This window comes from Dyadobacter sp. HNCC25DJ185 (assembly GCF_056895195.1).
In genome coordinates this window covers 1-25,817 of the sequence record NZ_JBXHAR010000007.1, presented here as the reverse complement: position 1 = coordinate 25,817, position 25,817 = coordinate 1, and the positions used below count along the sequence as shown (strand labels likewise).

The 25,817-nt window shown below is 46.3% G+C and carries 25 protein-coding genes; 21 read left to right on the top strand and 4 right to left on the bottom strand.

All coding sequences use genetic code 11. The features are described 5' to 3' along the window. Window positions 1-77: 77 nt before the first annotated feature. The 7 genes from AC1XUF_RS20155 to cobA all read left to right on the top strand — a co-directional run bounded on the left by AC1XUF_RS20155 (window position 78) and on the right by cobA (window position 8,019). Window positions 78-1,265, top strand: a complete 1,188-nt coding sequence (locus AC1XUF_RS20155; protein WP_483343631.1) for a trans-sulfuration enzyme family protein — start codon at window positions 78-80, stop codon at window positions 1,263-1,265. A gap of 160 nt (window positions 1,266-1,425) precedes the next feature. Further along, window positions 1,426-1,767 carry a PIN domain-containing protein gene (locus tag AC1XUF_RS20150; protein WP_483344036.1) on the top strand — a complete coding sequence of 114 codons (342 nt, stop codon included), beginning with the start codon at window positions 1,426-1,428 and terminating at the stop codon, window positions 1,765-1,767. A 66-nt stretch (window positions 1,768-1,833) separates the two neighbouring features. Continuing rightward, complete coding sequence (locus AC1XUF_RS20145) at window positions 1,834-2,538, top strand: phosphoadenylyl-sulfate reductase (RefSeq protein ID WP_483343630.1); 705 nt, start codon at window positions 1,834-1,836, stop codon at window positions 2,536-2,538. Window positions 2,539-2,583: 45 nt separating this feature from the next. Beyond that, entirely contained in the window at window positions 2,584-3,528 is a 945-nt protein-coding gene (gene cysD / locus AC1XUF_RS20140; protein WP_483343629.1) for a sulfate adenylyltransferase subunit CysD, read from the top strand. Between the two features lie 41 nt (window positions 3,529-3,569). Then, window positions 3,570-4,811, top strand: a complete 1,242-nt coding sequence (locus AC1XUF_RS20135) for a sulfate adenylyltransferase subunit 1 (RefSeq protein ID WP_483343628.1) — start codon at window positions 3,570-3,572, stop codon at window positions 4,809-4,811. A 126-nt stretch (window positions 4,812-4,937) separates the two neighbouring features. Further along, entirely contained in the window at window positions 4,938-7,166 is a 2,229-nt protein-coding gene (locus AC1XUF_RS20130; protein WP_483343627.1) for a HEPN domain-containing protein, read from the top strand. 79 nt (window positions 7,167-7,245) lie between these two features. Then, the gene (cobA, locus tag AC1XUF_RS20125) at window positions 7,246-8,019 is read left to right on the top strand and encodes a uroporphyrinogen-III C-methyltransferase (protein ID WP_483343626.1); all 774 of its coding nucleotides are present in this window, start codon (window positions 7,246-7,248) and stop codon (window positions 8,017-8,019) included. On the opposite strand, the gene AC1XUF_RS20120 is transcribed toward cobA, so the two are convergent. Continuing rightward, window positions 8,016-8,357: a hypothetical protein gene (locus tag AC1XUF_RS20120; protein ID WP_483343625.1), complete on the bottom strand. Its 342-nt coding sequence runs from the start codon at window positions 8,355-8,357 to the stop codon at window positions 8,016-8,018. The genes cobA and AC1XUF_RS20120 overlap by 4 nt on opposite strands. A 113-nt stretch (window positions 8,358-8,470) precedes the next feature. On the opposite strand from AC1XUF_RS20120, the gene AC1XUF_RS20115 reads away from it, so the two are divergent. The 11 genes from AC1XUF_RS20115 (at window position 8,471) to AC1XUF_RS20065 (ending at window position 22,890) form a co-directional block, all read left to right on the top strand. Next, window positions 8,471-9,358 carry a lysophospholipid acyltransferase family protein gene (locus AC1XUF_RS20115; RefSeq protein ID WP_483343624.1) on the top strand — a complete coding sequence of 296 codons (888 nt, stop codon included), beginning with the start codon at window positions 8,471-8,473 and terminating at the stop codon, window positions 9,356-9,358. 12 nt (window positions 9,359-9,370) lie between these two features. Then, window positions 9,371-10,369 carry a lysophospholipid acyltransferase family protein gene (locus AC1XUF_RS20110; RefSeq protein ID WP_483343623.1) on the top strand — a complete coding sequence of 333 codons (999 nt, stop codon included), beginning with the start codon at window positions 9,371-9,373 and terminating at the stop codon, window positions 10,367-10,369. Then, window positions 10,362-11,348, top strand: a complete 987-nt coding sequence (locus AC1XUF_RS20105) for a glycosyltransferase family 9 protein (RefSeq protein ID WP_483343622.1) — start codon at window positions 10,362-10,364, stop codon at window positions 11,346-11,348. The genes AC1XUF_RS20110 and AC1XUF_RS20105 overlap by 8 nt, the downstream gene beginning before the upstream one ends. Window positions 11,349-11,391: 43 nt before the next feature. After that, window positions 11,392-12,285, top strand: coding sequence for a carbon-nitrogen hydrolase (locus tag AC1XUF_RS20100; protein WP_483343621.1), 894 nt, complete (start codon window positions 11,392-11,394; stop codon window positions 12,283-12,285). Between the two features lie 791 nt (window positions 12,286-13,076). Further along, complete coding sequence (locus AC1XUF_RS20095) at window positions 13,077-16,232, top strand: SusC/RagA family TonB-linked outer membrane protein (protein ID WP_483343620.1); 3,156 nt, start codon at window positions 13,077-13,079, stop codon at window positions 16,230-16,232. A gap of 39 nt (window positions 16,233-16,271) precedes the next feature. Continuing rightward, on the top strand, window positions 16,272-17,750 hold the full coding sequence (locus AC1XUF_RS20090; RefSeq protein WP_483343619.1) for a SusD/RagB family nutrient-binding outer membrane lipoprotein: 1,479 nt from the start codon (window positions 16,272-16,274) through the stop codon (window positions 17,748-17,750). 33 nt (window positions 17,751-17,783) lie between these two features. Further along, window positions 17,784-18,356, top strand: coding sequence for a hypothetical protein (locus AC1XUF_RS20085; protein WP_483343618.1), 573 nt, complete (start codon window positions 17,784-17,786; stop codon window positions 18,354-18,356). A gap of 122 nt (window positions 18,357-18,478) precedes the next feature. Further along, window positions 18,479-19,669: a pyridoxal phosphate-dependent aminotransferase gene (locus tag AC1XUF_RS20080; RefSeq protein ID WP_483343617.1), complete on the top strand. Its 1,191-nt coding sequence runs from the start codon at window positions 18,479-18,481 to the stop codon at window positions 19,667-19,669. A 431-nt stretch (window positions 19,670-20,100) separates the two neighbouring features. Further along, entirely contained in the window at window positions 20,101-21,042 is a 942-nt protein-coding gene (locus AC1XUF_RS20075) for an AEC family transporter (protein WP_483343616.1), read from the top strand. Window positions 21,043-21,063: 21 nt separating this feature from the next. Continuing rightward, window positions 21,064-21,672 carry a hypothetical protein gene (locus AC1XUF_RS20070; RefSeq protein ID WP_483343615.1) on the top strand — a complete coding sequence of 203 codons (609 nt, stop codon included), beginning with the start codon at window positions 21,064-21,066 and terminating at the stop codon, window positions 21,670-21,672. 159 nt (window positions 21,673-21,831) lie between these two features. Beyond that, window positions 21,832-22,890, top strand: coding sequence for an agmatine deiminase family protein (locus AC1XUF_RS20065; protein ID WP_483343614.1), 1,059 nt, complete (start codon window positions 21,832-21,834; stop codon window positions 22,888-22,890). A 7-nt stretch (window positions 22,891-22,897) separates the two neighbouring features. Here AC1XUF_RS20065 and AC1XUF_RS20060 read toward each other — a convergent pair whose 3' ends face one another. The 3 genes from AC1XUF_RS20060 to AC1XUF_RS20050 form a co-directional block, all read right to left on the bottom strand. Next, the gene (locus tag AC1XUF_RS20060; RefSeq protein ID WP_483343613.1) at window positions 22,898-23,035 is read right to left on the bottom strand and encodes a hypothetical protein; all 138 of its coding nucleotides are present in this window, start codon (window positions 23,033-23,035) and stop codon (window positions 22,898-22,900) included. 42 nt (window positions 23,036-23,077) lie between these two features. Next, the gene (locus tag AC1XUF_RS20055) at window positions 23,078-23,305 is read right to left on the bottom strand and encodes a hypothetical protein (protein WP_483343612.1); all 228 of its coding nucleotides are present in this window, start codon (window positions 23,303-23,305) and stop codon (window positions 23,078-23,080) included. 64 nt (window positions 23,306-23,369) lie between these two features. After that, a complete protein-coding gene (locus tag AC1XUF_RS20050) occupies window positions 23,370-24,173 on the bottom strand; it encodes a glycoside hydrolase family 25 protein (protein ID WP_483343611.1) in 804 nt (267 codons plus the stop codon). Window positions 24,174-24,341: 168 nt separating this feature from the next. Between AC1XUF_RS20050 and AC1XUF_RS20045 the strand changes: the two genes are divergently transcribed. The 3 genes from AC1XUF_RS20045 to AC1XUF_RS20035 all read left to right on the top strand — a co-directional run. Continuing rightward, window positions 24,342-24,719: a T9SS type A sorting domain-containing protein gene (locus AC1XUF_RS20045; protein ID WP_483343610.1), complete on the top strand. Its 378-nt coding sequence runs from the start codon at window positions 24,342-24,344 to the stop codon at window positions 24,717-24,719. A gap of 297 nt (window positions 24,720-25,016) precedes the next feature. After that, entirely contained in the window at window positions 25,017-25,394 is a 378-nt protein-coding gene (locus AC1XUF_RS20040; protein WP_483343609.1) for a hypothetical protein, read from the top strand. Window positions 25,395-25,447: 53 nt separating this feature from the next. Continuing rightward, window positions 25,448-25,817 (top strand): hypothetical protein (locus AC1XUF_RS20035; protein ID WP_483343608.1); only part of this gene is annotated, 370 nt, incomplete at its 3' end.

The following is a 25,817-nucleotide window of genomic DNA, read 5'->3' as shown; positions in this document are numbered from 1 at the left end:
GGAAGTAACATGAGAATTTGAATTAAGTAAATACTTAAAAGGCTAACAGCTAACAGCTAACGGCCAATCGCTAAATAATGAAAAAACAAACCAGGGCGATACGTACGCAGACACCAAAAACGAAGTATCGCGAGCATTCAACCCCTCTTTTCCTGACCAGCAGCTTCACTTTTGAGAGTGCGGAGCAGGGAAAAGCGCTCTTTGAAGAGACTGAGGAAGGCAACATTTACAGCCGTTTTTCCAATCCTTCCGTCCAGGAATTTGTGGACAAGGTGTGTTACTTGGAAGATTGTGAAGATGGCGTTGCCACTGCAACTGGTATGGCGGCAGTATTCGCAAGCATGGCTGCATTGCTGAAAAGCGGCGATCATATCATCGCAAGCCGCGCATTGTTCGGCTCTGCGCATCAGGTGATTACGCAGATTCTGAGCAAATGGGGTATTACGCATACTTACCTTGATGCGGATGCAAGCGAGGCTGATTGGGAAGCGGCGGTACAGCCCAATTCCAAAATGGTCTATCTGGAAACACCATCCAACCCGGGCCTGGACCTTGTTGATCTCGCCATGATCGGAAAGCTTTGTAAAAAGCATAACCTGATTTTCAACGTTGATAACTGCTTTGCTTCCCCTGCATTGCAAAACCCTGCCGAATTTGGCGCTGATCTGGTTTTGCATTCGGCTACGAAGTTCATGGATGGCCAAGGCCGCGTTCTGGGAGGAATTGTGGTTGGCAAAAAAGAGTATATCAAAGAGTTACGCTTTTTCTGTCGCCAGACGGGGCCGTCTATGTCTCCATTTAATGCCTGGGTTTTGAGCAAAAGTCTTGAAACACTTGGATTGAGAATGGAAAAGCACTCACAAAATGCATTGGCCTTGGCGGAAGCATTGGAGAAGCATCCTGATGTGAAGCAGGTTAAGTATCCTTTCCTGGAATCGCATCCGCAGCATGAATTGGCGAAACAACAAATGACCGCCGGCGGAGCGGTGGTTACCATTGAGCTGGAAGGTGGCTTTGAGAGGGTAGCTGCCTTTATGGATGCATTGGAGATTGCGTCATTATCCTCTAATCTGGGAGATACCAGAACAATTGTAACCAACCCGAATACCACCACGCACGCCAAGCTAAAACCCGAAGAGAAAAAAGCTTTGGGCATCACCGAAGGTTTGATCCGCATTTCGGTTGGTTTGGAAGACATTGAAGATTTGATCGAAGACTTCACCCACGCCGTGGAGGTGTCGGTGAAAAGTGATATATTGGGGTAGTTTCCTTTAAATCAAAATTCAATGAAAACGGTAACGATTGACTTACCCGATTCTCTGGACACGGAAGAATTCGATTCGATTGAAGATTTGCATAACGATATTGCCAATGCATGATGCGCTGGTCATTGCAGATTCCAGTTGTCTGATTTTATGATCAAAAATTGAAGAGCTGGAAATATTAAAGAGTGTTTACAAGCAGATATACATTACGAAGGAAATAGCAGGAGAGTTTGGCAGCAAAATTCCTGACCGGATTGAAGTAAAAGAAGCTTCTAATCATGCGCTGCAATTGTTATTTGAGGACACACTGGATTTGGGAGAAGCCTCAGCATTAGCTCTGGCATTTGAAACAAAGGCTTGTACTGTAATCCTGGACGATCTAAAAGCCCGCAAAACAGCATCGAAACTAAATGTAAAAGTGACGGGCACAATTGGAGTGATTTTGAGTGGAAAAAAGGAGAATAAAATACCATCGGCTAAGTCGTATTTGACAAATACTTAAAACTGATTTCAGGATCAGTGACCGAATTATAAAAGAGGCTTTGAAAGAAGCCGGAGAACAATCACCATGAACGAGACCATTATATCCTCTCTGAACGCTGCGATTGCTGGCAAAAGTGAGACAGAAGCGCTGGCAACTTTGGCGGACCTGTTTCCGGGAGAAGTCGTTTTTTCAACTAGTCTGGGTTATGAAGACCAGGTGATCAGCGACTTGATTTTGAAGAACAATCTGAACGTTTCCATTTTTACATTGGATACCGGAAGGCTTTTTGCAGAAACTTATATGACGTTGCAAAAAACCAATAACCGCTACGACACCAAAATAAAGGTTTACTATCCTCAGACGACCTCCGTTGAAAACCTGGTGAGCACCAAGGGGCCGCTAAGCTTTTATGATTCTGTTGAAAACCGCAAAGAATGCTGCTTTATCCGTAAAGTGGAACCTTTGAATCGCGCGTTAAAAGGCGCCAAGATCTGGATTACCGGTATCCGCGCTGAACAATCGGGAAACCGCCACGATATGCCGCAGCTGGAATGGGACGAAGCGCACCAGCTGGTGAAGTTCCACCCTATTTTGAACTGGAACTTTGAGGAGGTTAAACATTATGTAAAATCAAATGGCATTCCTTATAACCCATTGCACGACAAAGGATTCGTGAGCATTGGCTGCGCACCTTGTACCCGTGCGATCCAGGAAGGCGAAGATTTCCGTGCCGGCCGCTGGTGGTGGGAGGATGAGTCTAAAAAGGAATGTGGCTTGCATGCCAAGTAATCGCAAGCCCTCAAAAAGTTAATTCTGCAAGAAAAATAACCAAGTATGTCAATTTCAGTTAAAGAGGCCTCAGGAATAACCGACGATCGCAGCGCCCCCGATTATCTGGACCAACTCGAAGCGGAGGCTATTTACATTATGCGCGAAGTGGCTGGCCAGTTTGAGAGGCCCGCACTTTTATTTTCGGGTGGAAAGGATTCCATTACCCTTGTTCATTTGGCTCAGAAGGCATTTGCACCAGGCAAGATCCCTTTTCCATTGGTACATGTAGACACCGGCCATAACTTCATCGAGGCCATTGAGTACCGCGACGAACTTGCAGAAAAAATTGGCGCCAAGCTGGTTGTGAGATATGTGGAAGATACCATCAAGGCGAAAGGATTGAAGGAACAAACCGGCAAGAATGCGAGCCGTAACTGGCTCCAGACTTTTACACTCTTGGATACCATTGAGGAATTTGAATTTGACGCCTGCATTGGCGGCGCTCGCCGCGACGAGGAAAAGGCGCGTGCAAAAGAGCGTATTTTCTCTTTCCGCGACGAATTCGGTCAGTGGGACCCGAAACGTCAGCGTCCTGAACTATGGAATTTGTTCAATGGACGGATTCAAAAAGGTGAAAACGTACGCGTTTTCCCGATCTCCAATTGGACAGAGCTGGATGTTTGGGCTTATCTGAAAAGAGAAGGAATCGCACTTCCATCAATCTATTTTGCGCACGAAAGAGAATTGATCCTGCGCGACGGGAAGCTGCTGAACAACACGCCTGTTATCGAATCAGATCCTGAGGATCAGATCGTGACCCGTCAGGTGCGCTTCCGTACGGTTGGCGACATGACCTGCACCGCGGCCGTCGAGTCAAGTGCAGCCACACTGGATGAAGTAATTGCTGAAATCACGATTTCGAGGATCAGCGAGCGGGGAGAAACCCGTATCGACGATCAGCAAACGGAAGCGGCAATGGAAGATCGCAAAAAAGGAGGGTATTTCTGATTCAATCATCGCACCGGCGACCCGGTCAAAAATAGTACAAGGTGGATTTATTAAGATTTATTACAGCAGGTTCTGTCGACGACGGCAAAAGCACATTGATCGGACGCCTGCTATACGATACAAAAAATATCCTGGCCGATCAGATGGAAGCGATCGAGCGTGCCAGCAAAACGCGTAATACGGGAGAAATCGACCTCGCATTGCTCACCGACGGCCTGCGTTCGGAGCGTGAGCAGGGTATTACCATAGATGTTGCTTACAAATATTTCCAGACACCTAACCGCAAGTTTATCAGCATTGACGCCCCGGGGCACATTCAGTATACCCGCAATATGGTTACCGGTGCCTCGAATGCCGACCTTGCGATCATTTTGGTAGACGCGCGCCATGGCGTAGTCGAGCAAACCAGGAGACATTCGCTCATTGCCTCCATGCTCGGTATCCCTCATGTAATCGTGGCGATCAACAAAATGGATTTGGTCGGAAATTCCGAAGATCGTTTTTTGGAAATAGCAAAAAATTACACCGATCTGGCGGAGAAGCTATCTATTAAAGACTTGACAATCATTCCTGTGAGCGCTTTGAACGGCGATAACATCGTGGAAAGATCGGAGAACATGAGCTGGTATACGGGTGAAACGTTGCTTTCGGTTCTTGAAACTGTCAACGTTTTGAAAGATCAGAACCAGGAAGACGGGCGGTTTGCGGTACAGTATGTGATCCGTCCTCAAACCGAAGAACTGCACGATTACCGGGGTTATGCCGGACGAGTCCAGAGCGGCACCTTCAAAAAAGGCGATCTGATCAAAGTACTGCCTTCCGAGCAGGAATCTAAAATTGCCAAAATCGAATTTGGTGGAAACGAAATCGAAGAGGCGTCTGTTCTAGAATCTGTGACGATATTGCTTGAAGACGATATCGATATCAGCCGGGGAGACAGCATTGTTTCAATCCATAATTCTCCGATCGTAAGCCAGGATATTGAAGCGCTGGTTTGCTGGATGGACGACAGAAAAACACTGAAACCAGGCAATAAATATGTCTTACAGCATGGAACGGCACGTTCGCGCTGCTCGGTCCGTGACATTGAATACCAGATTGACATTAACTCTTATGAGAAGCTGGACTCTGAGAGCCTGAAACTGAACGATGTCGCAAGGATCGTTCTAAGAACGGCCCAACCTATTGCATACGATCCCTATCAGAAAAACCGCGCAAACGGCTCAGCTATTCTGATTGATGAAACATCGAATGTTACCGTTGGGGCTTGCATGATTGAATAACATTGTCATCCTGAGCGGAGCGGCCGCCGATGTGGTCGAAGGAATTTTGCAGTACGCACTTCGACTCCGTTTAGCGTGAAAGCAAAAATATACTAGTCCCATAGACGATTAGAATACCATCATACCATGAGCGAAATAATCATATCCGACAAAGTATCCGCCGTTGCAAAGCGAGATATCATTGATTTAAACCATAAAATCAATGCATTTAACATAGGCGAAACTCCGGAAGAAGCATTCCGTAAATTCCGTCTGACGCGCGGCGTGTATGGCCAGCGCCAGCCAGGTGTACAAATGATCCGTATCAAATTACCTTACGGACGTATCACCGCCGACCAGCTTGTTCGCATTTCAGATACTTCCGATAAATTTGCGACCGGTAACCTGCACGCTACCACGCGTCAGGATATTCAGCTTCACTTTGTGAAACTTTCCGATTCTCCTCAGCTATGGGCCGATCTGGAAGATGCCGGGATTACATTGAAAGAAGCCTGTGGGAATACCATCCGGAACGTCACAGCCTCTTCGGTGGCAGGTATTGATCCCGACGAACCTTTCGACGTAACACCACTAACCCATTCCATATTCACTTATTTCCTTCGCAATCCAATCAACCAGGATATGGGAAGGAAGTTCAAAATAGCGGTTTCTTCTTCGGAGAAGGACTCTGCGCTGGCGTTTATCCATGATGTTGGATTGATCGCCAAAATGGGAGTGAATGCGGCCGGCGAACCGGTGAAAGGCTATAAAGTTTTAATTGGCGGTGGTCTGGGCGCTCAGCCTTTCTCCGCGCAAACCGCTTTCGAATTCCTGGAAGAGGAAAATGTTATTCCCTTTATAGAAGCATTGCTCCGTGTTTTTGACAGATACGGTGAACGTGTACGTCGTCATAAAGCGCGTATGAAATTTCTTCTGAATGACCTTGGTCTGGAAGAAATGATGGCAAAAGTGGAAGAACAACGTGTTGCTCTTAAAAACAAGGTTTTTGCCATTCCCGATGATTTATTTGGGACGAAAGAAGCAGAGTCTGTTAACTATGCCCCCCGCCCATCTTTAACAGAGGCGGACATCCTGAAAATCGCAGCCGAAAGCATAGATGCCGATAAGCTTGATATTTTCACCAAATGGCTTCGCACCAATACTTTCGAACAAAAACAAAAAGGCTGGTATGCGGTTCAGCTGAGGGTTTTGCTTGGAGATATGAACTCCAGCATCGCGCGCAGCCTGGCTGATGTAGTCCGTAAATACGCCGCGGATGACATACGCGTCACGGTTAATCAGGGCTATATACTTCGCTTTGTGAAAGGGGAAGATTTGGTTGCTATTTATCATGAACTGGCAAAACTGGGACTTGTAAACCCCGGCTTCGACAGCACCATGGATATCACCACCTGCCCGGGAACCGACACCTGTAACCTGGCCATTTCGAGCAGCTATGGGATTACCCGCGTCTTGGAGGATGTAATGCGTGACGAATACCCTGAAATGATTTATAATCAAGACATTAAAATCAAGATCAGTGGATGTATGAATGGTTGCGGACAGCATAACGCCTGCAACATTGGTTTCCACGGAAGCTCGATCAAAAATGGCAAGCTGGTACTGCCTGCGTTGCAAGTGCTACTTGGGGGCGGATTTTCGGGCGATGGAATTGGGTTAATCGGTGATAAAGTAATCAAAGTTCCTGCCAAACGCGGCCCTGAAACCCTGCGTACACTTTTTAATGATTACGAAGCGAACGCATACGACGGCGAATATTACAACCAATATTACCAGCGCCAGACCAAAAATTACTTCTTCCAGTTACTCAAACCACTTGCGGACCTGTCTACCTTAACAGACGACGACTACCGCGACTGGGACCATGATGAAATGTTCAAGACGGAAATTGGCGTCGGCGAATGTGCCAGCGTTCTGGTTGACCTGGTTGCCACAACCATCACGGAAGGACAGGAAAAACTGAACCTGGCTAAAGAAAACTTCGAATCGGGCATCTGGGCGGACGCGATATATCATGCTTACAATGTGCTGATTACCGGAGCAAAAGGCTTGCTAATGACCAAAGATGTGAATACCAATACACAATACGGTATCGTCAATGACTTTGAAGCAAACTTTGGACCTGACTTCAAATACGAAACGCCAGCTGAGTTCGAGTTGCCAGAAAAAGCGGAAACGCCATTTAAATCCCTGGCATTCAGTATCAATAAATTTGAGCCAAGCAAAGAATTCGCAACCTACTTCATTGGTACGGCTGAAAAATTCCTTGATTTCGTTCGTTACACCCGCGAAGCCCAGCTTGCAGAAACTGGCGAGCCAGCATTGCAGGAGCTGAGCTTCGGAAAAGACAGTTAGTTTTTAGCTATTGGCGCTTAACAGTTAACTAAAAGCTAACTGCTAAGCGCTAACAGTTGAGAGCTAAAAGCTAAAAAACATGAAACTCACATTGATTGGCGCCGGCCCCGGCGATCCAGACCTGATCACCTTAAAAGGGATCAAAGCCTTGCAGAAAGCAAAAGTCGTGCTCTACGATTCGTTGGCCCATCCTTCACTTCTTGCCTATTGCCCTGCCGACTGCGAGAAAATCCTCGTCGGAAAGCGATTTGGAAAAACCAGCTGCGGCCAGGACGAAATTAACGAGCTGATTGTTGAAAAAGCTTACCAACACGGCGAAGTGGTACGTCTGAAAGGCGGTGATTCCTTCATTTTTGGCCGGGGTTACGAAGAAATCATGTGCGCTGCCGAGCATGGCATTGAGTCGGAAGTAATCCCCGGAATTTCAAGTAGCTATGCGGTGCCGGCCCTTGCCGGTATCCCCTTGACGTCCAGGGGCGTAAGCGAGAGTTTCTGGGTAATTACCGGCACTACCCGTGAACACAATTTGTCCAAAGACCTTTACCTGGCGGCGCAATCTACAGCGACCGTGGTCATTTTAATGGGCCTGCATAAACTGGAAGAGATCGTTAGCATGTATTCCGGACTCAATAAGCTCGACGAACCCATTACCATTATCCAAAACGGGAGTCTCGAGAACCAAAAGCTGGTTACCGGTAAGATCAGTAACATCATACCGCTCTCGAAAGTAAGCGAAATGGGGTCGCCCGCTATCATAGTCATTGGGAAAGTAGCAGCCCTTCCTGATTTGACGCACAAAAAGATCCTGGAAATGATGCAGAAAAGACAAACGCTTACGGGCAGCGACAATTAGAGGAAGCTCAGAATCCAGTGCAGGTCTATCCCCTTACCTGTACCTTTGAATTCCAGAAAGTAAATAACAACTGCGAGGGCCGCGTAACTTATAAAAAGCCACTTCTTTTTCATCTCAAATTGCTCATGGTGATGAAAGTAGTCATACACCATCGAAGCACTGAACCCAAAGACGATCAATACAAAAGACAACAGGCCGCAATCCTGCCTGTAATGCAGGTATGCTTTCAATGCGGGGGCTCCCAGTACCAGGTACATGAGCCATAATCCAAATCCCATCCTGTACAAATACATGCTCAGGCGGCGATCGTTCTTGATGTCAAATATTCCTTCCAGCACAGTTGTAACGGTTTGAAACAATGAATCTAACAAAATCAGACCGCAAATGCCAACATTTTAATTACATATAATATCTGTGTAATATTGTAAGATTATCTTGAAAATAACCCATTTTGCAAAAAGCACTTTTTGTTCTCCTTAATCAGTTCTCCTTTCTGTCCTGGAAAAATGCTTTCCGGCTCTCCGATTTCTTGTGTTGGGTTTTGTTCGATATAGGAGGGTACCGCAAGAAAGTCATCAGTGAAAACCTCAAAAACAGTTTCCCCGATAAAACAAATGCTGAACTGGAGTGCATCGCCAGGAACTTCCGCCTGCATTTCACGGACCTGATTGTTGAAACGATCAAATTCCGGACGGCCAGCCCCGAATGCGTACGGGAGCGGCTGCAGGGGGACATCAGTATCATGGACGAATTTTATGAAAAAAAGACCAATATCATCTTCCTGATGGGCCACCGGGGAAACTGGGAACTGGCCAATCTTTTCTCTTCGCTCTGTTTTACCCACGAATGCATTGTTGTTTACCGCCCTCTTCAGAACCGCGTTTCGGACCAGTGGTTTCTGGATCTGCGGACCCGCTTCGGTGCAATCCTGGTTCCGATGGACAACATATTCAAGGAACTTCAGAAACCCAGGGAGAAACCCTACGTGGTCGTTCTTGCCAACGATCAGTCTCCGAATCCAAGGACCGCTTTCTGGACCCGTTTCCTTCACCAGGATACAGGTGTTTTCCGGGGCGTCGAAACCATCGCCCGCAGGTATAATCTGACGGTACTTTATGCCGATTTTTGCAAAGTCGCCAACAAGCGAGGCTATTATCATGTTGACATTTCCACGATTACTGAAAAACCGAAGGAAGTAAAGAACAATGAAATACTGGAAAGACAGCTCCGGATCTTAGAACAGAACATCATCGATCAGCCGCATAACTGGCTTTGGAGCCACAAACGGTGGAAGCACAAGCGCCCCGAATGCCTGAAACCGGAACAAACTTTGTCTTAAAGGAGGAAAAAGGTGATAGGTCAACTAAAAGTGACTTACCCCGGAACTATTTCTTTTGCAGAATTGCTATTGAATTTTGCAAAGGATTTTTACTCAATGAAGACTCTTTTCACTCGCTTTCTATTGTTTTTACTTACAGCGGTTTCGAGGCTTTCCTGGAAAAAACTTTACAAGCTTTCTGACATTTTCCGAGTCCTGATATTCGATGTCGGTCATTACCGCCGGAAAGTAATCCTGACAAACCTTCACAATAGCTTCCCCTATTATAGCGAGGAAACGATCCAGTCGATTGCTAAAAAGTATTACCAGAATTTCACCGATATTATTTTTGAAACGATCAAACTACGGTCTATTTCGAAAAAGGACTTGCTGAACCGGTTTGATCTGGAAATGGAAATGCTGGACCATTACTATCAGCAAAAAAAGAGCCTTGTGGTTGTCTCGGGCCATCTCGGAAATTGGGAAATGCTCAACTTATTTGCTTCTGCCAAATTATCCTACCAAATTGTGGTCGTATACCACGAGTTGGCCAACGATCTTTTCGAAGAGTGGTTCAGGAAGGTACGGACAACGTTCGGGACAGAGATGGTACCCATGAAGGATGCAATGGCCAAAGCCATGGAACCAAGGGACAAGCCGTTTTTATTTGTGCTGATCAACGACCAGTCGCCCGTTCCCGAAAAGGCATATTGGACCAGTTTTCTCAATCAGGATACCGGGGTTTTTCGGGGAGTGGAATTGATTGCCAGAAGGCTGAATGCGCCGGTTTTGTATATGGGCATTTTAAGAAATGAGATCCAGAGGGGATTTTATAGAGCTTATTTCAAACTCATTACCGAACATCCCAAGACCGAGCAAGCCAATCGGATATTACAAAGCCAGATCGAATACCTGGAAGAAGATATCATCAGACAACCCGATAACTGGCTGTGGAGCCACAGGCGCTGGAAACATACCCGCCCGCAGAATCTTTTACCATATCAGCGACGACAGGAACTAAAAAGTGAATAAAACGGTCAAATTCCTCATACTTCGATTTTCATCCATTGGGGACATTGTGCTGACAACGCCGGTGGTCAGGTGCCTCAAAAAGCAATTTCCCGGCGCTGAGGTCCATTACTTGACCAAAAGCAAATTTGAGTTCATCCTGAAAGACAACCCTTACATCGATAGAATCTGGCTTTGGGACAGAAACCAAAAGCAGGTACTGGCCGATCTGAAAGCCGAGAAGTTCGACAACGTCATCGACCTTCACACCAACATCCGCACCCTGAAAATTAAGTTTGAGCTGGGCGTACCTTCCTTCAGCTTCCCAAAACTGAATGTACAAAAGTTCCTGCTGACGCAATTCAAGATCAATTATATGCCTGATCTTCATATCGTCGACCGGTATATGTCGACGCTTACATCGTTCGGGATTGTGAACGACGGAGAGGGATTGGACTATTTCGTACCCTATAAAGATCATGTGGAGAACGACTGGCTGCCTGAAACCCACCGCGACGGTTTTGTAGCGTACGCAATCGGCGGACAGCATGGGACCAAGAAATTGCCAATACCCAGAATGATCGAGCTTTGCAGGAAGATCAACTTTCCGACCGTTTTATTGGGTGGTAAAGAAGATTTTGAAGCAGGCGAAATGATTCGGACGGCGATCGGGGATGCTTTGATCTTTAATGCCTGCGGGAGATACAATTTCAACCAGTCGGCTTCGCTGATCAGGAAATCCATCATTGTGTTTGCCCACGATACCGGATTAATGCACGTAGCCGCTGCATTCAGGAAAAAAGTCTATTCGATCTGGGGAAATACCGTACCTGCTTTTGGCATGTACCCCTATAAAACCGCATTCGAAATACTCGAACGAAATGGCTTGAGTTGCAGGCCCTGCTCCAAAATTGGTTATGAATCCTGCCCTAAAAAGCATTTCAAATGTATGAACGAAATCTCGTTCTCTTTTCCGATCAAAGAACTGCCGGCGACGAAATAATGTTTCAGCTTTTAACCCACAGGCAAATCACAAACGAACATTCATGACAAAAAAGGTAAACATAGGTTTGGTGCAAATGAGCTGCACTAATGATGTTGAAGCTAATTTCCGGAAGGCAACCGAAGAAATCCGGATAGCCGCAGCAAAAGGTGCTCACATCATTTGCCTGCAGGAACTCTTCAAATCCCTGTATTTCTGCGATGTGGAAGATCATGCCAATTTTAATCTGGCCGAATCAATCCCGGGACCTTCCACCGATTCGCTTTCCGCATTGGCGAAAGAACTGGGTGTTGTGCTCATTGCTTCGCTTTTCGAAAAAAGGGCACATGGATTATACCACAATACTACGGCAGTGCTGGATGCCGACGGCGCTTATCTCGGGAAATACCGTAAAATGCATATTCCCGATGATCCGGGTTATTACGAAAAGTTTTATTTCACTCCTGGCGATGCCCCTGCATCCGAAGGCGACACAGATGGGTACCGGGTTTTTGAAACAAAATTTGCCAAAATCGGGGTCCTGATCTGCTGGGACCAATGGTATCCGGAGGCTGCACGTATCACCAGCCTCATGGGAGCGGAAATCCTTTTCTATCCTACTGCAATTGGCTGGGATACCAATGAAAAAGATCCTGAAACCAACGAGGAACAATACGGTGCATGGCAAACTATTCAACGCGGACATGCCGTTGCTAACGGCGTTTATGTGGTGTCTGTAAACCGGGTTGGACGCGAAGCCGACCAGCAATTTTGGGGAGGGTCTTTTGTATCCAATCCGCACGGAAAGTTACTTTATCTGGCCCCGCACGATGAAGAAGTGACTTATGTACAAGAACTTGATCTTGAAAAAATGGACCATTATCGCACTACCTGGCCGTTTTTGAGGGATCGCCGGGTTGATTCTTACAAGCCAATCCTGAAACGCTACATCGACTAGCCGTTTTTATAAAATATAACTATTCTACGTTGATGAAAAAGAGGGACACCCGTCGGGCGCCCTCTTTTTCGTTTCGGCGTGGCAAGCCCCACAGGACGATACCGGTATCCTTTTAGTAAACAGAAGTTATTAGATTTCACTGAATTCCCACGTATAAATGGCTATCATTTAGACAATTACGACTAAAAAAGTAGGCTTTTAATCTAGAAATTCGATAGGAAAACTCATAAACGGAGATTATTGAAAATTTTTATCAAATTATTGCAATAAACTTTCCCTTAACTTATAAATGACCAATTTTTATTGCAAATAAATTCAATAATTAAATTTATTCTCTTGCATTTTTTGACATTGTCAGTATATTTGAGATGTCATTATACGAATGACTATACTTCTAAACCAAGGATATATTCGAGCCGCACATGAATATATCTGACAGTGTTGAGAGGAATTTTACAAAAACCCGAGAGGCCTCCATTCGCCCCGCTGGTACATCCCGACTCAATACAATATAATTTTTTTAATACTGGTTCCTGATACCGTGGACAAACAACACTGTTGATGTCTGGCATTTGCTGCTTTGCACAACTCACAATCTGTTTGTCCTCGATTAAAGAGGGTATTGCTTTCCGGAAAAGCAGTTGTGCAAGCTTATGGCTGTGTTGTTCTGTCCACGCGAAAGTGTGTGCGGCGCACGGCAACGTGGACACCACACAGCCATAACTTTTTTCTCTCTCCTTCCATTGCCACTTGTTGCTTACTCACCTAAAACAATTTAACCCAAGTTCTCCATGCGTAAAGTTCTACTCTTATTAGTATGGGTGTGTCTTTGCTCTCCGCTCGCGATGGCCCAGGTCAGGCAGGTAAGCGGAAAGATATCAGCCACCGAAGACGGTCTCGGACTTGCTGGGGCTTCTGTCATTTATAAGGGCACCAATGTGGGTACCAATGCAGATGCCGACGGGAAATTCAGCTTTTCAGTGCCGGGTGACGGAATTCTTGTAGTTTCCTATGTTGGTTTTTTAATCAAAGAAATCGAAATCGGCAATCAGACACAGTTCGACATTAAACTGGAAGCCGATACCCGGCAGTTGTCGGAAGTGGTAGTCACGGCTTTTGGTATCCAGCGTGAGAAAAAAGCGTTGGGCTACACCGTACAGGAAGTAAAGGGAAGCGCGCTGACAGAGTCGCGGTCGACCAATGTAGCGAACGCTTTATCCGGTAAGATTGCCGGTGTGAGGATCCAGTCCAACGGCGGACCGGGCAGTGGCTCTACGATCCAGATCCGTGGATCATCCTCTGTTTCAGGAAATAACCAGCCCCTCATTGTCATCGACGGTGTGCCTATGGAACAAACAGCCAACAAAACGTATGGAGGTGGGATTTCAGAAGTCAACCCGGACAACATCAAAGAAATGTCCGTACTGAAAGGTCCTAATGCAGCTGCATTATATGGTTCGCGCGCAGCCAACGGGGTTATCCTTATTACAACAAAAAATGGCCAGGGAACCAAAGGGCTAGGGGTAGACATCAACTCGAACATCACTTTTGAACGCCCATGGATCAAGCCTAATTTCCAAAATACATATGGTGGAGGGAACGGGTACCGAACGTGGTACAATGACGGATGGAGCGGTAGCATTAGCGATCCCGCCGAAATTGCACAATACAGGGCCGTTTACGATGCAAGATATCCTCTGGCTGGAACAGAAGGAACCGATGAAAGCTGGGGAGCTCCCATGGATGGACGCCTGGTGAGGCAGTGGTGGACTGGTGACGATGTTGCACCACTGACTCCTCAGCCCAACAACTGGGACGAGTACTGGCAGACAGGCCGAACCATTACCAACAGTGTAGCACTTAACGGAGGAAATGACAAAGGCTTCTTCCGACTTGGATTGAGCCGCGTCGATCAGAAAGGAATCATGTATTACAATGATTTTCATCGCAATAACTTCCGCATCAACTCCGGTTATAACCTTACCAAAAAACTGAGTGTGACACTTTCAGGAGAGTATATCAAATCCGGTTCGGACAACCGCAGCTACACGGGCGGCCAGGAATTTATCTGGTCCCACCGTCACGTTTCATGGGACCAGCTTCGTGATTATGAGAGCTACGTCGGCGTGCATAACCAACGCGGCGCAGATACGGAACCGCCAAACTGGCAACATACTTTCTTTACCAACCCTTATTTCTCCCAGAAAAACCTTCCTTCCGGTAATGAAAAAGACCGGCTGCTGGGAAATATCGCCCTTACCTACAAAATACTGCCTTCTTTGACACTGTTGCTTCGCTCGGGAACTGATTATTGGAGCGATACGCGGATCAACGTATCCAACTTTCTCAGAGTAAGAAACGGCGTCCGGACACCAGGCCGTTATTCCGAAGAAGTACTGCGCAGCCAGGAGACCAACTCCGACTTTATGCTGACTTTCAACAAAAACATTACACCTGACTTTGGTTTGAATGTCCAGTTCGGAGGTATCCAGCGTAAAAACTACTACAAAAGAAACTATTTTTATGTAGGGGAGCTTGTCGTAGACGGACTTTACAACGCAGGCAACTCAGTACCAAGCGCCAACAGCATTGAAAGTAACATTACCGAATCTGAAACACAAAGCTTGTTCGGAACTGCCAACTTCTCCTGGAAAGATGCCTTGTTCCTTGACCTGACCGCACGGAATGACTGGTCGAGCACCCTGCCTTCCAATGCACGTTCTTACTTCTATCCTTCCGCTTCCCTTAGTGCAGTGGTTACCGAATTGCTGGATATTAAGGGAAATGTTTTGTCTTTTGGTAAAATCCGTGCAAGCTATGCACAGGTTGGTAACGATGCATTACCTTATCAGCTGGCTCAAACATTCGTTTCGAACGCGCCTTGGAACGGATCGGTTCCCAAGTTTTCCGAAAACACTCAGATTGCAAACAGCAGCCTTAAGCCTGAAATTACTACCGGCCTCGAACTGGGTGCGGATCTTCGTTTCTTCAAAGGAAAAATTGGTATTGATGCAACCTATTATGATCAGACAACCAAAGATCAGATCCTCGGGGTGGAAATTTCTAAGGCAAGCGGTTACAATACCCGCATCCTGAACGCAGGCAAGATCACGAACAAAGGCGTGGAAATAACAATCTCAGGAACTCCGGTGAAATTACCAGGCGGATTTAGCTGGGATGTTTCTTTGAACTATGCCCGCAACCGGAATAAAGTTGTTGCATTGGCAGAAGGCCTAACTACCTATACACTTGCTACTCAAAGAGGTATGTCTTCCGAGGCACGCGTGGGAGAAGCTTACGGAACATTCTACGGAGTGGGTTTCCAGAAGCACAACGGCCAGGTGGTTTACGGCGCAAATGGTTTGCCTATCACAGCAGCCGGACAGAAACTGGGCAATGTTCAGCCTGACTGGATCGGTGGTGTGCAGAACACACTCAACTACAAAGGCATTTCCCTTAGTGTGCTGGTGGATGCCCGTATCGGCGGTGACATTTACGACGAAGGTACAGGTACCGCCCGCTGGACAGGACAATATGCCGAAACCGCATTGGGCCGCGAAGAAGGTGTGATCGGCCAGGGTGTTCGCGAGATTACTGGCGCCGACGGAAGCAAATCGTACGTACCCAATGACATCATCGTAACGGCGAACCAGCTTTACGGATACAGCAACCCAAGAAACTACCACGAATCGGCCATTTTCGATGCCAGCTATGTAAAACTTCGCGAGTTGTCACTGGGTTACAGCTTCTCCCCAAGCGTGCTAAAAAAGATCAAAATCCAATCGGCTAAACTTTCGTTGGTCGGCCGTAACGTTTGGATGATCTTCAAAAATACGCCGCACATCGATCCTGAAATTGATGCAAAAGGTGGAAACGGCCAGGGCTTTGGCTACGGCGAGCTTCCTAGCTCACGGAGCATAGGTATGAACCTGTCATTGTCATTCTGATCCAGTCAACCCAACTAACGGACTCTAAAGATTTTTAAAATGAAAAATATATTGAATCATAAAACGATTTGGGTAACAGCGCTTGCAGGCTTTTTGACTGCTTCCAGCTGTACCAAGGATTTTGATGAAATGAATACGAGCCCCAACAGCCCCACGACGATCGGACCTCAATATCTGCTACCTATGGGCATTGAGTCGTCTATTGACAGGTACTGGGGTCACCGGGAGCGGTTTGAGAGAATCAATATTGATGCGGCCGAATTGTACGTGCAACATCTGACCCGGAACATTTACAGCAATGAGGGAGATGACTATACGGTTTCGCCAGCGCTTCTTGCTAATAACTGGAAAGGTTTCTTTAACGACGGCTTGCTGAACTTTCAACGCATCATTCTTCAGACTAATGCTGAATCGGAAGCACCAAACGCCAATTACGAGGGAGTTGCGCTCGTGATGCGCTCGTGGGTGTTCTCATTGCTTACCGATATGTATGGCGCGATCCCATACACGGAAGCGATTATGGGAACAGCAGAAACCCCGATTTATACGCCTAAATATGATCCAATGGATGTCGTATATGCCGGACTTTTGAACGACCTGAAAATGGCCAATGAAAAGCTTACTGTCGGCGGGCCGGCTATTGCAGGTGACATCCTCTATGCGGGCGATATCCTCAAATGGAAAAAATTCGCAAACTCCCTCCGAATTCGACTAGCCAACCGTCAGGCGGCAAAAAAACCAGCCGAATCAAAAGCGATTATGGCCGAGATACTAGCTGACGCAACTAAGTTTCCTGTTTTCGCCAGCAATGCGGACAATGCCTCGCTGAAATGCACAACGGTACTTCCCAGCAATAACGAGTGGAATCAGATTCTGATCCAGGGGGGCCGGACCGACTGGAATATCAGCAGCACGCTTGCAGACAAAATGAATGCGTTGGGGGATACACGTATCACGGTTTACGCCAACCCCAATAAAGATGGCAAATATCAGGGACATCCGAATGGCCTTCCCGATGCAATCGCAACCAACTATCTGTCCACAAGCTCAACCATCGGGAGTGCATTTACAAAGGCGGAGGCACCCGAGGTAATCATGACCTTCTCCGAGCTGAACTTCATTCTCGCGGAGGCAGTACTGGACGGCGACATCACAGGAGACGCAAAGAAATATTTCGAGGCGGGTATCAATGCTTCTTTTGCGCAATACAGTCTAACCCCGCCCGCTGATTTCCTGGCCAGAGTGGGTACTGTATCCAGAGAAAAGGTGCTTGAACAAAAATGGGTGTCCCTGTTCGGACAAGGCGTAGAAGCATGGACTGAATGGCGCAGGACCGGTTTCCCGGTGTTTCCGGCGCCGGACCCGAGAGCTGTCCTGAACAACGGAGGTATCCTGCCAACCCGTTTCAACTATCCCGCGTCCGAATATTCATTAAATGCGACGGCAGTCACTGCCGGAAAAGCGCTTAATGGTGCCGCCGACGATATGAAAACCAAATTGTGGTGGGCTGAAAAATAACCCTTTGTTCCAACATTCAAGAAATCCGAGATAATGAAAAATATCAGAACATTACTTCCATTTACCTGTCTGCTTTTCGCAGTAACATGGGGGATATCTTCCTGCAAAGTAGAAGATCCTTTCCTGAACCGGGATGTTGCGCCGGTTCTGGTCGACATCGTGGGTGCACCATTCGGTGCGCCGATCGCAAGTACGCCATCGGTGGCCTACGACAGCTCAAAACAAGAGCTTACCCTGACGTCCCGGCTTTTTGAACTGGACAAAACCAATATTCTGGACCATACGAAAGGAATTGACTCTATTCCGGTTCCCAACATACAAATTGCCATCGCGTTCGATCTGACAAAAACAGTTAAGAAGGACAGCTTCGCGTTCAATGGGCAGACCTACGTTTTTACGCCAGAAGTGTATAAAGCCAGCGGGAAACTCGGGGATGTGACTTCTGACGCAAGCGGCGTCGTAACTATAAAAACGAGCTACAAAGCACTTGGGCTGGTGGGAAATCGTATCCAGAGAAAAGACGACAATATTAAGTTGACCTGGACGGGTACGCACAAGGGAATAGCGTTCACCCGGACATCCCAAATGTCAGTAACAAAGAATTAACTGCAGTATTTCATCATGACATATCTAAAAATCTGCCGTAACTCTTTTTCGCAAACATTTTACTTAAAATTTTATTAAATTTCCATATAGTTATCGTCACATAGTACTAAAACATCTGACCAATGAATCAAAAAATGGACCGTCGGAATCTTCTTAAATCCGGTTTAATGGCAATCGGAGGCATGACCTTGGCTCCACATCTCAGTATGGGGGCGTTCGCTAACTCGCCGTTGTCTTTGGATCCGGAGAACCGTATTTACCGCAGCCCCATGGTAAGGGAGCACTTCCTGCCAGCCGATTTCAAAGCTCCCAAGATCCTTGCAAAACTGAACGCCAACGAAAACCCATACGGACCACCGATGTCGGCACAGAAAGCTGTTGCGGATTCTGTAAAGAATGGCAATCGTTACGCATGGAAAGAAATGTACGATCTGATCGACAAAATTGCCAAGAAGGAAGGCGTAACTGCGGACCACATTATGATGGGCCCGGGCTCTTCCGACTTATTGGAAAAAGTGGCACTGGTAACTTTTATGAAGGGACAGGGAAACATCGTGTCTGCCGATCCCTGCTATATGTCGCTCGTGCAGGTTGCTAAATCCGTAGGCGCAACCTGGAAACCGGTTCCCTGTACTGCCGACTGGTCACACGACCTGAAAGCCATGGAAGAAGCAATCGATAAAGATACCAAGTTGGTGTACGTCTGTAACCCGAACAACCCGACCGGAGCGATCACGAAAGGACAGGACCTGCTTGATTTCTGTTCACGCGTTTCAGAAAAAGTGCCTGTTTTTGTTGACGAAGCTTATATCGAGCTGGCCGTCGGCGCCGATACCCAGAGCATGGTATCCCTGCTTACCCAAAAGAAAAACGTGATCGTTGCCCGCACTTTCTCGAAAATCATGGGAATGGCCGGTATCCGTGTCGGTTATATGGTCGCCCTTCCTTCTTACCTGGAAAGCATCAATAAAATCACCCGCGGCGGTATGGGTATCTCTTACACTTCCATCTTTGCGGCTTCTGCCAGTATGGACGACAAAGATTTCCAGGGCAATACCCGCAAGCTGAACCACGAGGCGAAGTTATACCTGTACGAAAACCTGGACAAAATGGGATACAAATACATTCCGTCTTACACCAATTTCGTATTGTTCCCGATCAGCATTTCGGGCAAAGAGCTTTTAACAAAAATGTCGGCCAAAGGCGTGGCCGTACGTTCTTTCGACATCCAGAACAAGCCATGGTGCCGTGTGAGTATTGGTACAATGGACGAGATGAAAACTTTCGTCGGTGCCCTTGGCCAATTGAGTTAAGCATGCTTCACTCCTATTAAAGATATGATCATTTCCGCTTTGTCAACCTGAGCGAACCGGGCCGCCGGGCATCAGAAGTGCTCATGCACGCCGCTTCTTGTCCTTCGACTCTGCCCAGGTTGGCATTTGTGGATCTCATCCAAATATTGCATTACAGCAATAATACTCTTCAGGATGACAGAAGATGAAACATTTAATAATGCCAGCACACTGCTTTTCGTTAGCGCTACCCTCTTTAATCTCTTTAAAACCACCGGCATTCAAAATTTCTTTTGATTATGAGTGATGCATTGCAAAAAACTATAACACTCTTATTACTAATTACTTTGGGCTTGTTGCTCAAAAGCAAATTCAAAAACAAAGACCAAACAAACGGTATCAAGGAAATTATTTTATCAGTAGCATTACCATCTACTATTTTCATCTCCCTGATGAAAATAGATATTGACTCGTCCATGATCATCATCCCGTTGGTGACACTGGTCTTTAACTTCCTGATGTTCTTTTCCGCACCGCTTGCCTTCGCGCTGTTTGGTGTAGACAAAAACAGCCCGACAGGCAGAACATTGATGATGCTGATCCCATCGCTGGCACCCGGCCTTTCCTGTTTTCCTTTCATTGCTGAATTTTTGGGAGAGAAAAGCCTTGCGATCGCCGCATTGGCCGATGTGGGTAACAAATTCTTCGTTTTGATCTCGCTGTACATTCTTGCGATGAATATGTTTTTGAAAAACAGCGATGACCAGGATACCAAAATGGGCGGCAAGTTGAAAAGCCTTTTCGCCAGTATGTTCCAGGAACCCATCAATATTCTGATTTTCCTGGCGATCATTCTCCTGAGCCTGGGTATCAACTATGGCACGCTACCATCGGTTGTGACAGACTTATTCGATAAAACCAGCGCCATGATGACCCCGCTGGTACTTTTATTTATTGGCCTGGCAGTGCAACTGAAGGAAGGGAAGAAGCGTATAGTTGCAAGTATACTGTTTTTCAGAGCAGGGATAACGATGCTGATCAGCGCAGGTATGATTTACGTCCTGAACATTTCCGAGACATCGATGATATTGCTGGCTATCGTAATCCCTCTGAGTGCTGCGAGCTTCTGGCCACTGGCCCACATTTCGGCATTCAACCTGAAAGAGGATGCGAAGGGTTTACCGAAGGAAAAAAGGACTTTTGACTTAGAATTAGCGGTACTGTTGCTGGCGTTTTCGTTGCCTTTCTCTACCATACTGATCCTTGCAATCCTATCCTCGGGTACATTCTTTGCCCATACTTCAACCCTGCTTACTGCGGGTTTGATCCTGATATGCCTGGGCGCATTGCCGAATGCTTTAAGCAAAGTATTTGTCAAAATGTCGAAGGCCTGATTTGCCACCAAAAATCGATTTATGCATAAGTCTGTCATCACCTGTTTTCTTTTGTTCTTTTCAATCCAATCATTCGCACAGATAGAACCTTCACTTCCTGCCCGGCTGGAAAATAAGGCCGGTGACACCATTCGGTCAGAGGCTACTTATAGAGTATCCGAGAAAAAGAAACGGTACTCCTTCTTTTCGGACAATGCGCCGATTACTATGGCCGACGGCAGCACCAAGTCCATCGCGGAAGTGAAAATCGGAGAACACGTAAAGACTTGCAAAGGCGGAAAGACTACAAGTACGCAGGTCAAGCAGATTGAAGTGTACAACCGGCCCAATTCCAGTTTAACAGCATTATACCTGCGTCCTGCCGGTGAGAACGGAAATGGGTTACTTGTCCCCGCACTATTACTGGAAGCGGCCCCCGACCATCTTGTGCAAACCAAGCATGGAAAAAAAAGAATGAACAGATTGTCCAAACGCGATATATTATACCATTACGAGCCTTCTACAGGTATTGTTTCGTCCTGGAAGGTCGGTGCAGTGCAGCAAAATGCGCGCAGGGTTTCAAAAGCCTATAATCTTCAAACGGTAGACGGTACGTATCTGGTCGACAACGTGATGGTTGCCAGTCATTAAAAGCTTCATTATTTGCTCAACTTCCGCCAAAGTTCCGGTAACGGGCTTTGGTTTTTTTGTTTTTAGCCAAACTGTAATCATTGGATAAATTGTCTTGCATAAAAACCTTTCCGACCTTTGCGCCTCTTTCCACATCATCATTCCCAAATCGAATTCCCAATGCCTGCCCACGATATACAAGCAACGTCTAAAGATCTCGGCTTCACATTTCCGCCCGAATGGTTTCCGCACCGCGCTACATGGCTCACATTTCCCCATAACGATGCTTCGTGGCAGGGAGACAAGCTGGCGAAAATGCGGCCCCAATACTTTGAATTGATCCGGCAGATCAGCCAGGGCGAGCATGTTGGTTTTATTGCTCACGACGAGAACCTGAAAAGGTACATTATTGAAGAACTCACGAAAATCCATGTAGATCTTTCCAGAATTGAATTCATCGTCAAACCTACCAACGACGCCTGGTGCAGGGACCATGGACCGTCATTCGTCGTAAACCACGAAACCGGTCAAAAAATGATCGTAGACTGGGGCCACAACGCCTGGGGGGGCAAGTATCCTCCTTACGATGACGACAACGACACGCCAAGAGCGGTAGCCGAATACCTGCACCTGCCGATCATCACCCCGGGTATCATTATGGAAGGCGGCGCAGTTGAATTCAATGGTGCCGGAAGTGTACTCACCAGCAAATCGTGCCTGCTGAACCTGAACCGCAACCCGCACCTTAGCCAGGCACAAATCGAGCAGGTCCTTTGCGATTTTTATGGTGTTGAACAAATCCTTTGGGTAGAAGGCGGGATTGTAGGTGACGATACCGACGGCCATATCGACGATACGACCCGGTTTGTGAATGAAGATACCGTCGTTGCTTGTGTGGAAAGAGACTCTGGTGACGAGAACTTTGAAATCCTGCAAACGAATCTCAAAATGCTGAAAGAAATGCGGCTGATAAATGGGAAGCAACTGAATATCATCGAGCTTCCAATGCCAAAGGCCGTAGTGATCGATGGCTTTCGTACACCCGGTTCCTATGCCAACTTCCTGATCTGCAATGCGGGTGTGATTGTGCCTGTTTTTAACAATCCAAATGACCAGATCGCTGTTGATATCCTGGAAAAAGCGTTCCCGGAGCGCAAGATCATTCCATTGGAAGCGACGGAGATCATTTGGGGCCAGGGCAGCTTCCATTGCCTGAGCCAACAGGAACCATTGATTTAATCAGGACTTATTCCTTTTTAAATTTGATGTTGTCACCATAAACACCGGTTTCAATCGCGAAATAGTCGCTTTTCACATAGAGATTCCCCTCCGAAAGCCTGGCGTCGATATTCACAGTATAAGGATGTTTGTAAGAAAATGCCACTTTGTGTATTTCTTACTTTTATCCCGGCTATGACGGTATCGCTCACAGTGGTGGAGTTTCCCTGATAGGCTGTGTATACTTTGTCATCCTGATCTGCAGCGTTGCATCTGACTCAATGTCGATTTTCCACCGATAATTCTTTTCTTCTCCCATATTCGTAAAGAAATCAAGTTTGTAAGACCCGACCAGGTCAACAGTCATATCGGGTCTGATTTCTTCTTTGGAACAACTTAGGAGAAAAACGATCAGAAGGAGGGAGAATTTTTTCATGACGGTGAGCACTTTTAAGTGTGGGTATGTGCTAAGATAAACGATAAGTAACTGACTTTCAATATCAATTGCTACTTAAACTCTCCCAACCGTCCTTTTCGTGCAAAAAAACATTGTAATCGACAAAGCCTTTTATACCGTCGGCCCAACCCTTTTCGCTGTGCTGCCAGAAAAGTACGTGGGCGTCGGAAGCCAGATCAGTGAGGTCGGTGCGTGAATAGCCGGCAAGCCAGAGAGGATATTCGTCGAAATTCCCCGCAATGTATTTTTTATAAAAATGCTCGTTTACATAAATGATCGGCCTCACACCGTAATGCGCTTCGATCAGTTCCAGCCAGTTCCTGACTCCTTTGATAATGATCTCATCAGGTTTCCCCGCGTGCGACTCCAGATCCAGGACCGGGGGCAAATCGCCCGGCTCCATGTGCACCTGTCCAATGAAATTCTCCACCTGCCGGTCCGACATCACCCGTGGATTATAAAAGTGGTAAGCGCCCCGCTTCATCCCTACCCTTTTAGCCTCTTCCCAATTGCGTTTGAACTGCCGGTCAAGGTGCGTGGCGCCCTCAGTTGCTTTGATATAGACAAAATCAATCCCCACTTTATCCGATCTTGCATTTTTCAGTTTATCCCAATTGATCCTGGCATTGTGGTGCGAAACGTCGATCCCATGGATAGCATAGCGCAGCGGCAACCGTATCCCGAATTTGCTGATGAATTCCCATTGGTTCTCGTCATGGCTGTCCCGCCACCAGATAATCCCGCTTACAATCAGAAAAATAGCGGCAATCATGGCCCATCCTTTGGCCGGTAATGGCTTTATGTAGCTGATTTTACTTTTAGAGGCGGTTTTCTTCTTTTTTGCCATAGGCTGCAAAAGTACGAAAGATCGGCGACCGAGGCATATTGCCATTCATTTTGAATTCTTACCACTCATGTACTTTGTTATACATAGTACCTGCCATTACCCCACCTTTGTCATGTTCAAAGAGAGCAACATTAGCCAAAAACATAAAACATAAAAACTTTCAAAGCCATGAAAACTTCATTCAAATCCATCGCATTAGCAGTAGCATTTTCAGCAGTATTCGCTTTCAATTCATTCGCAGAAGAAAAAGAAGCTAAAAAAGCCAGCTTCGGAACAGGGATCTTCGCTTCCAAATCAGGTAAAATCCACATTAGCGTCGACAAATACACCAACGAAAATGCGGTTGTATTGGTAACCGACGAAAGCGGCAAATTGATGTACCGTGAGGTAGTTGGCAAAGACGTCGACAAGTTCAGAACAACATTGAATGTAAGCGAACTGCCAGCTGGAAATTACCAGATCCAGGTTACCAGCAATGGCGACAAAGAAGTAAAAACTTTTGAAGTGTCGGAAAAAAGAGCGGAAAGAGAAATCAGCGTAAAGTAAAGTAGTACCTTATCTATAGCCATGAACATGGGAGCCCCGGGCGAAATCGTCCGGGGCTCTCGATTTTTAAAATGTGCCTCAGTTACGTTCATAAGTGGTTTTAGGTGCTTTCCACCCCTTGCGATGGAGCTATTATTTCATCTAAAATCGATCATCTTTCCATGCTGCCATTCACTGGTTAAATCCACCACTCATGTACTATGTTATGCATAGTACCTAGCAATGCCCCATATTTGTCATGTTCAAAGAGAGCAACAATCAAACAAAAGCAATTTCACATTTAACCTTTCGAAAGCCATGAAAACTTCATTCAAAGCCATTGCATTAACAGTAGCATTTTCAGCAGTATTTGCATTCAATTCTTTCGCAGAAGAAAAAGAAGCTAAAAAAGCAGGATTCGCAACCGGCATCTTCGCTTCGAAAAGCGGCAAAATCCATATCAACGTAGATAAATACGGAAACGAAAATACTGCGGTTGTCGTAACAAACCAGGCTGGCGAAATGATGTACCGCGAAGTACTTGGTAAAAATGTCAGCAGATGGAGAACAGCCTTAAACGTCGAAGACCTTCCTGCAGGAACTTACCGCATTGAAGTAACTTCCAAAAATGGAAAAGAAATAAAAAGCTTTGATGTGACAGATAAAAAAGCCGAACGTGAAATCAGCCTTAAATAAACCTTATCCAATTCCAGCAATTACCCCATTAAACCTTCAAACATCCATTAGCCATGAAAACTTCATTCAAAACATTCGCATTAACAGTAGCATTTTCAGCAGTATTTGCTTTCAATTCTTTCGCAGACGAAAAAGAAGCTAAAAAAACAGGGTTCGCAACCGGCATCTTTGCTTCAAAAAGCGGCAAAATCCATATCAACGTAGATAAATACGGAAATGAAAATACCGCAGTTGCGGTAACAAACCAGGCTGGTGACCTGATGTACCGCGAAGTCCTTGGCCGAAATGTCAGCAAATTAAGAACCGCCTTGAACGTAGAAGATTTGCCCGCCGGAAATTATCGCATCGAAGTAACTTCAAGAGCTGGAAAAGAAGTAAAAAACTTTGAAGTGACGGACAAAAAAGCAGAACGGGAGATTAGCA